This is a genomic window from Oceanisphaera sp. (genome assembly GCF_052084945.1).
Lineage (GTDB): Bacteria > Pseudomonadota > Gammaproteobacteria > Enterobacterales > Aeromonadaceae > Oceanimonas.
Genome location: NZ_JBQDEX010000065.1, coordinates 1 through 14622, shown reverse-complemented (window position 1 = coordinate 14622; position 14622 = coordinate 1). Strand labels below are relative to the sequence as shown.

Annotated in this window: 11 protein-coding genes; 9 read left to right on the top strand and 2 right to left on the bottom strand. The window is 46.7% G+C overall.

What is annotated here, in order from left to right:
* Positions 1-85: 85 nt before the first annotated feature.
* Positions 86-1453 (bottom strand): DEAD/DEAH box helicase, encoded by a 1368-nt coding sequence (locus ACTHY5_RS07455; RefSeq protein WP_441878288.1) that lies wholly within the window; start codon positions 1451-1453, stop codon positions 86-88.
* A 188-nt stretch (positions 1454-1641) separates the two neighbouring features.
* Between ACTHY5_RS07455 and ACTHY5_RS07450 the strand changes: the two genes are divergently transcribed.
* The 5 genes from ACTHY5_RS07450 (at position 1642) to ACTHY5_RS07430 (ending at position 5350) form a co-directional block, all read left to right on the top strand.
* The gene (locus ACTHY5_RS07450) at positions 1642-2067 is read left to right on the top strand and encodes a TOBE domain-containing protein (protein WP_441878286.1); all 426 of its coding nucleotides are present in this window, start codon (positions 1642-1644) and stop codon (positions 2065-2067) included.
* A gap of 262 nt (positions 2068-2329) precedes the next feature.
* Positions 2330-3382 carry a diguanylate cyclase domain-containing protein gene (locus ACTHY5_RS07445; protein ID WP_441878284.1) on the top strand — a complete coding sequence of 351 codons (1053 nt, stop codon included), beginning with the start codon at positions 2330-2332 and terminating at the stop codon, positions 3380-3382.
* Between the two features lie 246 nt (positions 3383-3628).
* Entirely contained in the window at positions 3629-4201 is a 573-nt protein-coding gene (locus tag ACTHY5_RS07440; protein ID WP_441878282.1) for an acyl-CoA thioesterase, read from the top strand.
* 107 nt (positions 4202-4308) lie between these two features.
* Positions 4309-4704 (top strand): septal ring lytic transglycosylase RlpA family protein, encoded by a 396-nt coding sequence (locus ACTHY5_RS07435; protein ID WP_441878280.1) that lies wholly within the window; start codon positions 4309-4311, stop codon positions 4702-4704.
* Positions 4705-4771: 67 nt separating this feature from the next.
* Positions 4772-5350 carry a peptide-methionine (S)-S-oxide reductase MsrA gene (locus ACTHY5_RS07430; protein ID WP_441878278.1) on the top strand — a complete coding sequence of 193 codons (579 nt, stop codon included), beginning with the start codon at positions 4772-4774 and terminating at the stop codon, positions 5348-5350.
* Here the strand turns inward: ACTHY5_RS07430 and mobB are convergent.
* The gene (mobB, locus tag ACTHY5_RS07425) at positions 5286-5846 is read right to left on the bottom strand and encodes a molybdopterin-guanine dinucleotide biosynthesis protein B (RefSeq protein ID WP_441878276.1); all 561 of its coding nucleotides are present in this window, start codon (positions 5844-5846) and stop codon (positions 5286-5288) included. The two genes, ACTHY5_RS07430 and mobB, sit on opposite strands and share 65 nt — an antisense overlap.
* A 281-nt stretch (positions 5847-6127) precedes the next feature.
* On the opposite strand from mobB, the gene tamA reads away from it, so the two are divergent.
* From tamA to hinT, 4 genes are all read left to right on the top strand, one after another.
* On the top strand, positions 6128-7843 hold the full coding sequence (tamA, locus tag ACTHY5_RS07420; protein WP_441878274.1) for an autotransporter assembly complex protein TamA: 1716 nt from the start codon (positions 6128-6130) through the stop codon (positions 7841-7843).
* The gene (gene tamB / locus ACTHY5_RS07415) at positions 7840-11523 is read left to right on the top strand and encodes an autotransporter assembly complex protein TamB (protein ID WP_441878272.1); all 3684 of its coding nucleotides are present in this window, start codon (positions 7840-7842) and stop codon (positions 11521-11523) included. The genes tamA and tamB overlap by 4 nt, the downstream gene beginning before the upstream one ends.
* Positions 11524-11685: 162 nt before the next feature.
* The gene (locus ACTHY5_RS07410) at positions 11686-13500 is read left to right on the top strand and encodes a Wzy polymerase domain-containing protein (protein WP_441878270.1); all 1815 of its coding nucleotides are present in this window, start codon (positions 11686-11688) and stop codon (positions 13498-13500) included.
* 118 nt (positions 13501-13618) lie between these two features.
* Positions 13619-13966 (top strand): purine nucleoside phosphoramidase, encoded by a 348-nt coding sequence (hinT, locus tag ACTHY5_RS07405; RefSeq protein WP_441878268.1) that lies wholly within the window; start codon positions 13619-13621, stop codon positions 13964-13966.
* The last annotated feature ends 656 nt before the right edge of the window (positions 13967-14622 follow it).

Here is a 14622-nt window from a genome sequence, read left to right as displayed (position 1 = left end):
CCAGCTTCCAGCTTCCAGCTTCCAGCTTCCAGCTTCCAGCTTCCAGCTTCCAGCTTCCAGCTCTCAGCTATCTTTTCGCTTTGGTTTAGTTTGGTTTTTTGCGCTTTAGCGGGGCCATGCCGTCGTGGGAGCCTAGGCCTGTGCCGGGGGCTAAACGATCACTGCGATCTTTTAAGGCTTTGGCGGGTTTAGTGGGCTTGTTAGCTGGCTTATAGGCGTTGGGAGCCCCTTTTCCCTGATAACCCTTGCCTTTAGGCGGTTGGGCAGTGGCTTTTTTCTTGTTAGGCCTAATGCCTTTAAATTTGCCTATTAGACCTTCAAAAGTCATAAAGCTAACCTCTTGCTGCAAAAAGCGCTCTACGCGTTTAAAGGCATCCCAATCTTTAGGACCCACTAAAGACAGCGCTAAGCCTTTGGCTCCTGCTCGGCCAGTACGACCAATACGGTGCACATATTCTTCAGCTTGCTTTGGCATATCAAAGTTAACCACCAAAGACACTTGTAATAGATCTAAGCCTCGTGAGGCCACATCTGTGGTGATCAGCACTTTTTGCTGGCCTCGGCTAAAGCTATCCATAATGCGGTTACGTTCAGATTGGCTCATATCACCGCTAAGCGCAGTTGTATTAAGGCCTTGTGCTTGTAGTAAGCTGGATAAGCGCTCGGTATCAGCACGTGTGGCCGTAAAAATAATGGCCTGCTGATAAGGCTGGGTGGTTAAAATATGCTGTAACAATGCTTGCTTATGATCGAGGTGATCACACAAATAAAAGCGCTTTTCTATATCTAGATGTTCAGCGTTAGCGGCTCCTACGGCAATGCGTTTTGGGGAGCGTAATAAGGTATTGGCCATGTCATTGACTTGGGCATGATCGAGGGTGGCCGAAAACATTAAGGTTTGGCGGCGTCTATGATCTGCGGCTTCATTAATCTGATTTAGTTCTTTGGCAAAGCCTAAGTCGAGCATGCGATCGGCTTCATCCATAATCAATAACTCAAGGCCATTGAGCATGAGTGAGCGTGATGTTAAGTGATTAGCCAATCGACCTGGAGTGGCGACAATCACTTGAGGTTGTCGGCGCAACAGTTTTATTTGATCGTTAAAGTTTTCGCCACCCAGTAGCAGGGCGATATTGATGGCGTTGCCGCTGGTGAGTGAGCGTAGTTGTTCGTATACCTGTTTAGCCAGCTCGCGGGTGGGGGCTAAAATTAGAGCTCTGGGATCGCGTTTACTTAAGGCTTTGGTTTTAATCAACCGTTGCAGTGCGGGCAACAAAAAGGCCAAGGTTTTACCTGAACCTGTTTTAGAGGAGGCAATGAGATCGTGGCCGGTTAATATCACAGGAATCGCTTTATCTTGAATCTCTGTCAGGGTGTGTAACCCTTGATGGTCTAGTGCGGCCATTAGACGGTTGTCTAAACCAAGATCTTTAAACTGTTCGGGTTGTTGCACCAAGTGACTGCTCCGCTGATAAAAATAACCAATAAAATGGCGCCTATTGTATAAGAAATTTAGCGATAAGTATTCATCAGCCTGAAGCGGCTTTTATCGTAGCGGAGGCTTTGTGCTTTATCAGTTGAGTTAATACTCTATTTTTGCTCCAATGCGCTCTTTAATCATGACAGCACAGGATAAAAATAATGAAACTAAGCGCACGTAACCAACTTAAAGGTACGATTACAGTGATTACTGCGGGTGCAGTAAACAGTGAAGTGACGCTACAACTTGAAAACCAACAGCTAGTGACTGCCATTATTACGGCCGCCAGTGTTAATAACCTGGACTTAAAAGTGGGTAAAACAGCGTATGCGGTGATTAAGGCTTCTAGTGTGATGCTAGTGACAGGTGACGCCATTAAAACGTCGGCACGCAATCAATTAGCCGGTGTCATATCGGGTGTTACAGCTGGTGCGGTAAACAGTGAAGTGAGCCTAGACTTAGGCCAAGGTGTAACGGTTGCGGCTATTATCACAAAAGACAGTACTGAGCGTTTAGCACTGGCTGAGGGCGTTAAGGCACAAGCCTTGGTTAAAGCTTCAAGCATTATGCTTGCGGTTGATGCTTAATACTGCGATAACGATTTGCTACCAATCTGGAACACTAACTGATCAGGTTTTATGGTTTGTGTAGAGTTGATTTCAATCGGCTAACAAGGGCGAAAAGGATGCGTACTTGTTAGTGGGGTGTCGAGCCATGGCTCGACATTTTTTTGACTGCCATGAGGTTTAAGAAAGACACTAACCGCCGAGCAGACGGCAATGATGCTCGTTGAAAACGTGACATTATGCTGATATAAACTCAGCATAAAATAGCATATGGAAAGTATACATGGAGCGTAGCGTATTAAATATGCCTTTAATTGTCACAGAGGCGGGCTACTGGATTAACCCGTATTGGTTTTGGGGAATATGGCTGGCTTTGCTGGCTGTAGCCGCATTTTTGATTAGGTATTATCGTAATAAGCTGTATCGCCAGCGAGCGTTAATACAAAAGCTGAGTGAAAACGCTAACTCTTTTCGCTATTTAGTTGAAACGGCCCATGAAGGCATTGCCGTGGTGCAAAACAAACGCTTGGTTTATCTTAACCCGCGTATGTGCGAAATGAGTGGATATAGCGAAGATGAACTAAAAGCTTTACCTTCTTTTATGCCTTTAATTGCTCCCTCTGCACGGGACGTTATGATGGAAAATTATCTACGTCGCTTAGCTGGAAAGGCATCGCCACAACGTTATGAGAGCCTATTTTTGCGTAAAAACGGCAACAGCTATCCCATTGAGCTCAGTGGGGTTGCCATTGTATGGGAAGGTAAACCCGCCACACTGAATATGCTGACTGATATTTCTGCCCGTAAGTCGGCCGAACAAAAAATGCATTATTTAGCACATCACGACAGCCTTACCGGGTTGGCTAACCGTGCCATGCTGCAAGACCGCATGAAGCAAGCCATTGCCCTTGCGCAGCGAACGCACATCCCCTTGGGGGTTTTATTTATTGATTTAAATGAATTTAAAAAAATAAATGATACTTACGGTCATGACGTGGGCGATTGTTTATTACAGAAAGTGGCCTTGCGACTTAACGCCTTATTGCGCGAGTCTGATACGTTGGCGCGGGTGGGGGGAGACGAGTTTGTGGCCTTGCTGACTCAGGTTAACGATATGAATGAGTTGCAACAATGTATGGGCCGCATTGAGGCGACCATGAAGGCGCCTTTTTATATTCAACACCATGTACTTTTGTGTCATGTCAGTCAGGGGGCTGCTGTTTACCCGGATGATGGCAATACGGCTCAGGCATTATTGCACCGAGCCGATCAAAATATGTATCTAGACAAACAGCATTATTACGAGCGTGATGCTGTGATAACAAAAGCACCTTGAGCCAAATTTGCTAGTGCGGCATGGATTGTAAAGGTGCGGCTTAACCTAAAGTAAGCACAATAGGGGCTTATTGCTACTAAGCGTACCTCTGTGCTGGCTGATTGTATTCGCCCATTGATATACTCTGTGTGTTATCTTCTTTATTACTGCCAAGGCGATGGACTGTTGACCGTGCTTAACCCTGTTGAGTGCGAGGGCAAGCGAATAAAAGTGTATCAAATTTAAGCGAATTAATTAGGTGAAGTAATGAATAAAGCACAGTTTAGTACCGTTAAGTCGTCGCAGGTGATCCTCAAAGAGCTGATGGTGCCTTCTTATGCCAACTTTGGTGGCAAGGTACACGGTGGGGTTATTTTAGGGCTAATGGATAAAATTGCATATACCTGTGCGGCCTCCCATTGCAAAGGCTACTGCGTTACCGCATCGGTAGATTCGGTTGATTTTATGAACCCGGTAGAAGTGGGGGATTTGCTCACATTGTATGCGTCCGTTAACTATGTGGGTTCAAGCTCGATGGAAGTGGGTATTAAAGTTGAATCAGAAAACTTTCGTGAAGGCACGGTAAAACATACCAATACGTCCTATTTTACGATGGTGGCATTAAGTGAAGAAACCCGTAAGCCGGTTAAAGTGGCGGGCTTATTATTGGAAGATGAAGATGAAATTCGTCGTTTTGTGATGGGTAAATTACGCAAAAAGCTACGTCGTGCGCATCAACAAGAAATTGACGATATTGGTAAGGCGCTGGATATGGGCAAAGCGATACCTGAGCTAACCGGTGAAAACTGTCAGGTACCGGAGTCGGCATATCAAGTGTGATGAGCTGTTAAGTTTGATATGAGCAAACACGGGTGAAGCGCCACATAACTGTGATACTTATCAGTGGTGGGGGGCTTCTCTCTTAACGCAGTTAACAGGTGAGTAATGTGATATGCATTAAAAAAATAGCGGCCTTGTTGCTGCTGGTATTGCTGCAGTCTTGTGCGAGTGCTCCGGGCTCTGCGAAGGCATTTGGGCCATCAGCTGTTGTGAGTACGCAGCAAGGTAAGGCCTCTTATTATGGTGGGCGCTTTCACGGTCGAAAAACGGCTAGCGGTGAAGTTTTTAATAAAAATATACTGACGGCTGCTCATCGCACCTTACCGTTTGGCACTCGGGTTAGAGTGACTAACTTGAAAAATGATAAATCGGTTGTGGTGCGCATTAATGACCGTGGCCCTTATGCCAAAGGCCGAGTGATTGATGTGTCGGAGCAGGCCGCGCGTCAGTTAAAGATGAAGCACGACGGTGTGGTTAAGGTAAAAGTCGAACGCCTAAAGTAATCAGCGCTTAGCTTAACATTCAGCATTCAATAAGCAGCGCATAACGCCGTGCTTAAGGATTAAATACGTGCTTACAAAAAACATAATACGCGTATTAGTGGGTGTGGTGCTCGGTTTTCCTTTGTCGGTATCAGGGGCGCAGGCCGTTTTTGCCGGTGGAAGTTTTTGGGTGATGGAGGCGCTGTTTGCATCTCGCCTAGGCATTAAAGAGATAAAGGTAGGTTGGATGCAAACGCCCAGTCGTTCTCTCCGCCGGCAAGCTGTATGGCTAGAGTACGACCCGCAGCAGGTTAATTATGGTGAACTGCTGACCTTATACTGGGCTGCTATCGACCCTTTCGACGGTAAAGGGCAATATTGTGATCGAGGACAACAATATAGCCCAGCTATTTATGTGCAAACGGCTTTTCAGCGTCGGCTTGCGCAGCAAAGTCGTGCCACCCTAGCCTTAGGGCAAGATCAACAGGTTAAAACGCGTATCTTATCTGCTAATAGCTTTACCCCCGCCGACGAACGTCATCAGCAATATTATCAAAAACATTTTTTGCTTTATGGCAATTATCGGCGAATGTGTGGCTACCCTAGCGAGCGTGATGTTCATGCGCAGGCTGTTGCAAAGTTCCTGCCTGCCACCACTGCACAATAGTATCGGCTATGGCATTGGCATTGTTTAAATCCAGCACAGGCACAGGGGCAACTAATTGGGGATGGTCGGTGGCCACGGCCAAAATATGCGCGTCTTGTAGACAGAGTAAAGGTTTGTGATGGCTGGGCCTGTGTATTTCAATTTTCTGGATGGGGGCCTCACGAAAGCCTTCAACAAGCACTAAGTCAAGTTGGTCTGTATTAAGGCGTGCCAATGACTCTGCTAAACTAGGCTCTTGGGGTTGAGGGTTTTCAAAGGTGAGAATGCTGCGTTGCGGCCCAGCTAATAAACATTGGCTGGCGCCGGCATGACGCAGTTCAAAGCTGTCTTTGCCTGCTTGGTCTTGCTCTACATCATGGTGAGTATGCTTAATAATGCCCACCCGCAGTTGACGTTGGGTAAGCAAGCTGACTAATTGGCGTAATAAAGTGGTTTTTCCACTGCCACTAAAACCGGCAAAGCCTAATAACGAGTAGGTATCACAACAGGGGCGCATTATTGCTCCAAACAAAAGACCAACCTGGGCAATAAGCAGAGTGTGGCGTGCTTTATTGCCAATAATAAAGGCATACTATTTGAAAAATATGTCTTTTGCGCCTTTTTTGTTGCTAAATGCCGTGGTATGCACAAAAAACAAAAAGACGAACACGACTATTTTTCGATAACGTCTTACAATAAGCTGTCTTTATGAGGTGAGTTGCTTTCGCCAATCTTATCAACTATCTGGGTAGCCAATACAGTTTGAAGCGACATAATCTACAACCATTAGGGTGCACTATGAATCGAGGAGCATGGGGGCTACTGGTCTTGTTACTGCTCAGCCTGAATGTGAAGGCTGATGACGTCAGCTTTAAATTAACCGGCCTAAAAGGCGATTTAAAAGACAACACCCAAGTATATCTCAAGCAGTTGCCACCCATTAAGGTTGAGCAACTTCCCCGCTTTCGTAAAGATATTCAAGAGGCTGTAATAACCAGCCTGCAAGCCCTTGGCTATTACAGCCCAGATATTGAAATTATTCCTGATAAAGACAGGCCTAAGCGCGTGACGGTAAATGTACAGGCGGGACAGCCTGTACGTATTCGCACGCTTAATATTGAGCTTAAAGGTGACTCACAAACCGACCCGCAGTTTGCCTCGTTGGTCAGTCAGTTGTCTTTGCATCAAGACGATGTATTTCAACATGATACTTATGAAAAAACCAAAGCCAGCTTGTTGAGTCTTGCGCTAACGCGAGGCTACTTTGACGCACAATATCAGCAGCACCAAGTGCAGGTACACCCAGCAGATCACGCAGCTGACGTTAATTTGATTTTTAATTCAGGCCCGCGCTATAAATTTGGTGAGTTACAAATTGATAGTGATAGACCCGTAGCTCGATTATTAGATCCGTTAGTTGATATAACCGCAGGCGAGCCTTTTTTAGCCAATAAAGTGTCTGACTTAAGCCGCTCTTTATCGAGTACAGAGTATTTTCGTCGTGTAGAAATACAGCCTTTAGTAGGGAGTGCGAATGAGCAGCATGAAATTCCCATGTCGGTCGTGTTGCGTGCTAAAGCTGATAATGAGGTTGAGGTGGGCATTGGCTTTTCCACCGATGAAGGGCCGAGAATCTCGACTAGTTGGGATAAACCGTGGATAAACAGTTTAGGCCACAGCTTGCAAACTAACCTTAAAATATCTGAACCAAAGCAAGACATTAGTGTTATCTATAAAATTCCTCGTGATAACCCGTTAGAGAATTACTATACGGTGCAGGGGGGCTATCAAATGCTTGATCAGGATGACACCAAAAGTGACCGTATTGTGGCGTCAATTCACCGCTGGGATAAAGACATTGGTGATTGGACGCGGGATGTGTTTATTCGCTCTGAATTTGAGTCTTATACCCAAGGTAAGCAAGAAGATGAAAGCTTTTTGCTGATACCTGGGGTGTCTTATAAGCGCACACGAGTACGCGGCGGTTTAAACCCGGTATGGGGAGATGCGCAACTTGCAACCTTAGAGCTTTCTGAGCCTTGGTGGGGATCTGACACTCGTTTTATTCGCTTATTTGGTCGAACTAAATGGTTACGCACTGTGGGTAAAGGCCAACGTGTGATTGCCCGAGCTGAGCAAGGGGCGGTGTGGGTTGATGAAGTGGATGAGTTACCGCCTTCTCTGCGTTTTTTTACCGGTGGTGATATGACGGTACGTGGCTTTAGTTACCAGTCAATTACGCCAGTAGATGATAATGGCGATCGTTTGGGTGCTAAGTATGCAACAGCGCTCAGCCTTGAGTATGATTATAAAGTGGCTGAAAAATGGCGATTGGCCACCTTTGTAGACACAGGTACTGCCACAAATGATTACACTGAATCTTGGAAAGTGGGCACCGGTTTAGGTGTGCGCTGGCAAACCCCTGTGGGGCCAGTTCGTGTCGACTTAGCATTTGGCGTGTCAGAAGAGCATGTTCCTATGCGCATTCACTTTACCTTAGGGCCTGAATTATGATGCTCACCCGAATAATAAGTGCCTTTGTGGTGGGGCTATGTTTACTACTGATGTTGCTCTTTAGCCTCTTGTTTACTCAGTTGGGTAATCAATGGTTATGGGGGATAGCCAAAGAGCAAGTGTCTGGGCTTGATGGCACGTTAGAGTCGGGCCAGCTGGGCCGAGGTTGGCATTTTAGTGAGTTACATTTTGAACAAGACTCGCTGGCGTTTTCGGCGCGTGATATCAATGTGGGCTGGCAATTAGGTAAGCTGCTTGAACGGCGGTTTTGGCTACAAGAGCTGGTTGCCGAAGACATTGAAGTGACGATTAAACATATTGCTGATGCTAAAGAAGACGAGCCAAGCGAGCCGTTGGGTCAATTTAGCCCCCCGGTACGGGTTGATCTTGATAACATTCAAGCTAATAACGTTAAAATATCTCTTCCTGGGCAAACCATTGCTTGGCAACACTTGCAGGTGGCTATGCACTGGGATAACGAGGCCATGGTGATTACCGGCCCCAATATGGATGGCCTAACACTTACTTTAAATAGTAATAATGATGCTCCTGCACCTGTAGAACCCGCGAATGATAATGTGGCTGAGGCCTTGGTGCTGCCAGAAGTTGTGCTGCCATTTCCTATTAAGTTACGTGATTTTAAGCTAACCAATAGCCAACTGATTCAACATGGCCAAGTACAAGCCTTGCATGGGGTTGCGTTAGAGATAGAAGGTAAAGACAGTACCATTAATATTATTAATGCCGAGCTTGATCATGAAATGGCAGTGCTCACACTGGGGGGGAGCCTGACTTTAGTCGACGATTACCCGCTTAATTTGGCACTAAATGGCGTGGTGCGCAAGCCGCTAATGGATGGTCAATTAGACGGTCAAAGTGTGGCATTAACCTTGTCAGATAGCTTGGCTAAGTTGAAGGGTAAATTGGTGTTGGGTGGGGTGCTTAAAGCGCATGCGGCGCTGTCTGCCGAGCCACTTGATCCTAAACTGCCTTTTGACTTGTCGGTGGACTGGCAACAGCTGGGCTGGCCATTTAATGATCCACAGTGGCGACTAGAGCAAGGCAAACTAAGACTCAATGGACGGCTAGAAGAGTACAGCCTAAGTTTAACCAGTGAGGCCATAGGGCCCGACTTACCGACTGTGGGTCTTACATTGGCAGCTAATGGTGACTTAAACCAAGCCCAAATTGCGCCATTTACCCTGACTTTGCCTAAAGGTGAAGCCAGCGTTAATGGTAATGTTAGCTGGAATGATGGCATTAATTGGCAAGGTGTGTTGGCTCTTGTCGATGTTGATCCTGGGGCGTTTGTAGCAGGCATGGATGGGCAGTTACAGGGGGAGTTAGCCACCCAATTTGCGTTGCAAGGTGAGCAATGGCAGCTTGACGCTACGACTGATATTACAGGCTCACTGCGTGATTATCCCTTGTCGCTTACCGGCCAAGTGTCTTTAGACCAGGCCTTACAAGGGCAAATTAATCAATTACAACTGACAAACGGTGACAATGCGCTAACGGTAAGTGGTGAGATAAGTGACCGTTGGCAACTTAACGGTGCATTGTCTGCGCCTAATTTAGCTGTATATGCGCCTGGGTTATACGGTGATTTAGCCGGCGACATTAAAGTGCGCGGTGCATTAGCTGCCCCAGAAATACAGGCTAATATTAACGGCAACAAAGCTGGGTTTAATGATAATGAAGCGCGTGATATTGGCCTGCAGGCAAACGCTACCTTGGGCGAAAACTTAGCGGGAAAAGTGAACTTTACCATAGACCGCATTCGCGCAGGCAGCATGACTATGAACTCATTAGTGCTTGCCGGATCTGGCACACAAGCTAGTCACCGATTAGATTTTAGCGTTAAGGGCGATCCACTTGCTGCTGATTTGGGATTAACGGGCAGTGTCGGCGACAGTGGTTGGCGTGGGCGTCTTCATAAAGGGGTGCTTGATAGCCCTCTTGATCGTTGGTCGCTACAGCAACCTTGGGTGATGTCGGTGCAAGACAGTACTTTTCGTGCTGAGCCTCATTGTTGGGGATCGCAAACCGCCTCTTTATGTGTTGATGCAATTCGTGCCAGTGCCGAGCAGGGTAAGCTTGGCTTTAATATGCGCAACTTAGATCTGGCCCGCCTTAAGCCTTTTTTTCCTGATGATTTTTCATGGGAAGCCATATTGGCAGGTCAAGTAAAGCTTGAGTGGAAGGATGGTGTGCCTAAGCTTAATGCCAATGTTAGTACTCCTGCCGGTACCTTTGTTAGCAGTTCCGCTAGGCTTGATTACCAAAGCTTATCGTTTACCAGTGATATGTCTGATAATCGATTGCAGTCAGCATTATCGTTTCGTTCAACCCAGCTTGGCCAGTTAACCTTAAAGGCCAATGTGGCTGACTTAAGTCATCAGCGCACGCTAACGGGCAATCTTAATATTGATCAGCTTAAATTAGATTGGCTGGCGCCTTTATTGCCTGAAGTGGCCCGCTTGCAGGGGACTTTGGCGGGGCAGGGGCGTTTAGAGGGCACCCTGACAGCGCCTTTGTTATTTGGCAATATTAAGCTAAGCGGCGGTGAAGTCGATACCTACTCTGATATGGTCACGGTACGTGATTTTACTACTGAGTTGGATATTAGAGGCTCGCAAGCGAGCATTGTTGGGCAATTAAAAGTGGGTGATGGGCCATTAAATATTAACGGTGAACTTGATTGGCGTGAGTTGCCCGTTAATGGTGAAATTCGCCTTAAAGGCCGAAATTTAGAGGCCGGTTATCCGGGCATGGGACGGGTGCGAGTAAGCCCCAATATGCGAGTGACTTTGGGTGAAAAGGCGCAAGTTAGAGGGGAAATTGTGATTCCTTGGGCGCGCATCGAAGTTAAAAAATTACCAGAAAGTGCCGTAGGGTTATCGTCGGATGTGGTGGTGGTTAAGCCATCGGGAGTGGTGCCCGAAACAGGTCCAAGTTTACCCCTAGAAATGGGAATTCAAGTGCGCTTAACCGATGATGTGCGCTTAGAGGCTTTTGGCCTAGATACTCGCCTAGAGGGAAAGCTAAATATAGTACAAACCCCTAATAAACCCATGCGCAGTAACGGTGAAATTCGCTTAATAGAAGGTAAGTTTAAAGCGTATGGGCAAAACTTATTGATTCGCTATGGCAGCATCTTATTTAGTGGCCCGCTCGATGTGCCTAACCTTAGGGTTGAAGCGATTCGTAACCCCTCAAGTATGTCTGATAGCACGATTACTGTTGGGGTAAAGGTGAGTGGTAATGCTAATCAGCCAAAGCTGGACGTCTTTTCTGAACCCAGCATGCCGCAAGCTGAACAGCTCTCTTATTTACTGCGTGGTAAAGGGTTAGACGGCGACGGTGATTCTGACGGTAACGCTTTGGTGCAGTCTATGCTGCTAGGCGTTGGGGTGAGTACCGTGGGTGGCGTGGTGACTAACGTTGGTGAAGCGCTGGGCTTGCAAGATGTGTCGTTAGATACTGGTGGCAGTGGGGATGATACGGAAGTTAATATTAGTGCTTATGTATTACCCGGATTACAAATTGGCTACGGGGTAGGGGTATTCTCATCTATTGGCGAGCTACGGTTACGTTATGAGCTCTTACCTAGGTTATACCTGCAAGCGGCCAGTGGTTTAAATCAAGCAATAGACTTGTTCTACCGGTTTGAGTTTTAAGATATAGCGCCCAGCGCTGCGCTCGCAATGACCGGAGGCTGGGCGTCATAGTTTACATGTGGCAGGTTCTGCCCGTTACAGGTGGTGTGGCTCCTGCTTTTTGTACCTAGCTTGGGTAAAGTAGCGCTTTGTAAATGGTTTCAACACGCGAGTACAGGCTGAATGATACTGTCGCCCCTATTAAAACAAGAACGGTTAGCTAAAGTAGTGCTAATTTGTATGGCCGTTTACTCTTTATTGGCGATGCACCTTTATTTACCCCACCTCTTTGGCATTGGCCTACAGTTACCTTTTAACGTGATGGGCTGGTTTTTTATTGGCCTAATCACGTTGTTGGGTCTTTATTATTGCCAAGAACGGCGCTTACTCACCAGTCAATTTTGGCTGGGCACGGTATTGGCAACCAGTTTATTGTGGATTCCCTTTTTCTATTTGAATAATGCGGTAGCCGAGCATGCTTTGCCGCGTATGCTGGGCTTAGTCGCCGGTTTGTTATGCTACCTTGCCTTACAACAATGTCGCTTTAATGCTCGGGGGCGTCGCTATTTACTGTATTGTTTACTGGGGGCGGTGAGCGTTGAAATTTTGTTAGGCATGATACAGTTTTTTGTATTAGCGCCAGGTAACTGGTTTGGCTATAACACACAAGTACGCTCGCCTTATGGTATTTTTCAACATCGTAATGTGATGGCAAGCTTTGTTGCCACTGGCATGGTGTTGGCAATTTATTTATGGCTACACGAGGCGAAAACCCCTAAACATCGATTTTTATTAAAGTCGATGTGGTTTTCTTATGTGCTAGGGGCTGGCGCTATTTTGGTGGTATTGCTGCAGTCACGAGCTGGGCAGTTGGGATTACTGTTAGGGTTAGTCTTATTACAACCTTTGTTGTGGCAAACACTGCTAAAAAATCGCTCTAAGCGCTTACTGGCAAGCTTACTGCTGATCCCCCTTGGCATTGTAATGGGAATGTTTGGCCTTGATGCGTTTGATATGAGTAAGCGCAGCTTAAGTATTTATACTGATGCCGATGGGCGCTTTGATATTTACGCGCATGGTGTGCGCATGTGGTTAGATCAACCTTGGTTTGGCTTTGGCTATGGCAGTTTTGAGTCGGCATTTTACCGGACTTATGCCACTTGGCGCGAGTTAACGCCTGGCGCTAAACCTTTGTTTACTGAAATGGGACACCCCCATAATGAGTTTTTATTATGGGCAATTGAAGGGGGAGTGGTGCCATTACTTGGGTTGCTCATTATCAGTGCGTTAGTATTACGTTTGTTGTGCCGTTTGCCCATTGCACACAGCATGGCGTGGGGTGGGGTTTTGTCACCTATTTTTATTCATAGCCAAACCGAGTTTCCCTTTTACCACTCAGTGCCACACTGGCTTATGGTGTTAGTGTTAGTGTATGTCATGGATGCGCAATACGGTCAGCGGCGCTTATTAGCTGCCCCTGCTGCTTGGACTCGGTGGCCAATTAGGGGGTGGGGGCTTGGGATCATATTGTTTATGGTGTCTGGATTATATTCTGGGCAACAATTAACGCAGTACGCACGTAACGAGCAACACAGTGAAGCTCAGCTATCGGCGGTGGTTAATCCTTGGATTTGGTATAATAGAGTGGCGTTTTATCGCCATCACTGGCAGCTAACTCAGGGATTGTTGAACCAAGATCGCGCCACGCTGCTGGCGTATGCCGATTGGGCTCGACATTTTGTGCGTCATACCCCAAGAGCAGGGGTGTATTATAATGCTTATCTGGCGCTAGGGTATGCAGGACACGAAGAGGAGGCTCAGCAACTTTTAGCCCAAGCAAGACGTTTATATCCTAATGTGCAACTGCTAAATAAAGCTAGTATTCAGCGTGGTCGCAATAATTTAGGGGCGGTGACGCCGCGTTTATCTGCAGCTGAGCTAAATGATGCGGTTCCACTGTATGATCATCTACGCCCTGCTATTGGGGGAGCTTATTAGTGTTCTGCGAGCGTAGCAGATATTTTTATGCATTTATTGAATGGCAGAGCGGCTATAATAGCAGAGCGGTCCACCCTCAAGATGCGGTTTGGTGAGTGATTATTAAAGGAGTTTAGACATGGCTGAAGAGACTATTTTTAGTAAAATTATTCGTAAAGAAATACCTTCTGATATCTTGTATCAAGATGAACTGGTAACGGCGTTTCGTGATATTTCCCCCCAAGCGCCCACCCATATTTTGATTATTCCTAATACTTTGATCCCTACTGTGAATGATATAGAGCCAGAGCATGAGCTTGCTTTAGGTCGTTTGTTTAGTGTGGCGCGTAAGCTTGCCGCAGAGGCGGGCATAGCGGAAAGTGGTTACCGTTTAATTATGAATTGTAATGGCGACAGTGGCCAAGAGGTGTACCATATTCATATGCATTTATTGGGTGGGCGCAACTTAGGGCCCTTACTGGCCTAGCTAAATCGTTTGTCTTTAGCTTGGTGCCGGGTGCCGTTCTTGGTCATTGCGAGGAGCGTAGCGACGCGGCAATCTATTAAACAGGGACTAGGGATTGGGGGAGGGTTAATAGTCACTGACAGACAAGCGCGGTGTGCTAATCCCTAATCCCCAATCACCAATCCCAGCAATCCATGTTTAGGGTGGTACGAGCCTGAAGGGTGGATTGCCACGCTGCGCTCGCAATGACAGCGTAAGAGCGAAAGCAGTGTTAAGTGTTTGTCGGTTAATTCAACATTCAAAATCCAACATTCAACATTCAACATTGTTCTTGTTGTCATTGCGAGGAGCGTAGCGACGCGGCAATCTATTAAACAGGGGACTAGGGATGGGGGAATAGGGAATAGTCACTGACAGACAAGTGCGGTGTGCTAATCCCCAATCACCAATCCCAGCAATCCATGTTTAGGGTGGTACGAGCCTGAAGGGTGGATTGCCACGCTGCGCTCGCAATGACAGCGTAAGAGCGAAAGCAGTGTTAAGTGTTTGTCGGTTAATTCAACATTCAAAATCCAACATTCAACATTCAACATTGTTCTTGTTGTCATTGCGAGGAGCGTAGCGACGCGGCAATCTATTAAACAGGGGACTAGGGATGGGGGAATAGGGAATAGTCA

Excerpts from the sequence above, each read along its gene's own strand:
- ACTHY5_RS07440 (WP_441878282.1), top strand. The coding sequence starts at position 3,629 with ATGAATAAAGCACAGTTTAGTACCGTTAAGTCGTCGCAGGTGATCCTC.
- mobB (WP_441878276.1), bottom strand. The coding sequence starts at position 5,846 with ATGCGCCCCTGTTGTGATACCTACTCGTTATTAGGCTTTGCCGGTTTT.
- tamA (WP_441878274.1), top strand. The coding sequence starts at position 6,128 with ATGAATCGAGGAGCATGGGGGCTACTGGTCTTGTTACTGCTCAGCCTG.
- ACTHY5_RS07410 (WP_441878270.1), top strand. The coding sequence starts at position 11,686 with ATGATACTGTCGCCCCTATTAAAACAAGAACGGTTAGCTAAAGTAGTG.
- hinT (WP_441878268.1), top strand. The coding sequence starts at position 13,619 with ATGGCTGAAGAGACTATTTTTAGTAAAATTATTCGTAAAGAAATACCT.
- tamB (WP_441878272.1), top strand. The coding sequence starts at position 7,840 with ATGATGCTCACCCGAATAATAAGTGCCTTTGTGGTGGGGCTATGTTTA.
- ACTHY5_RS07450 (WP_441878286.1), top strand. The coding sequence starts at position 1,642 with ATGAAACTAAGCGCACGTAACCAACTTAAAGGTACGATTACAGTGATT.
- ACTHY5_RS07445 (WP_441878284.1), top strand. The coding sequence starts at position 2,330 with ATGGAGCGTAGCGTATTAAATATGCCTTTAATTGTCACAGAGGCGGGC.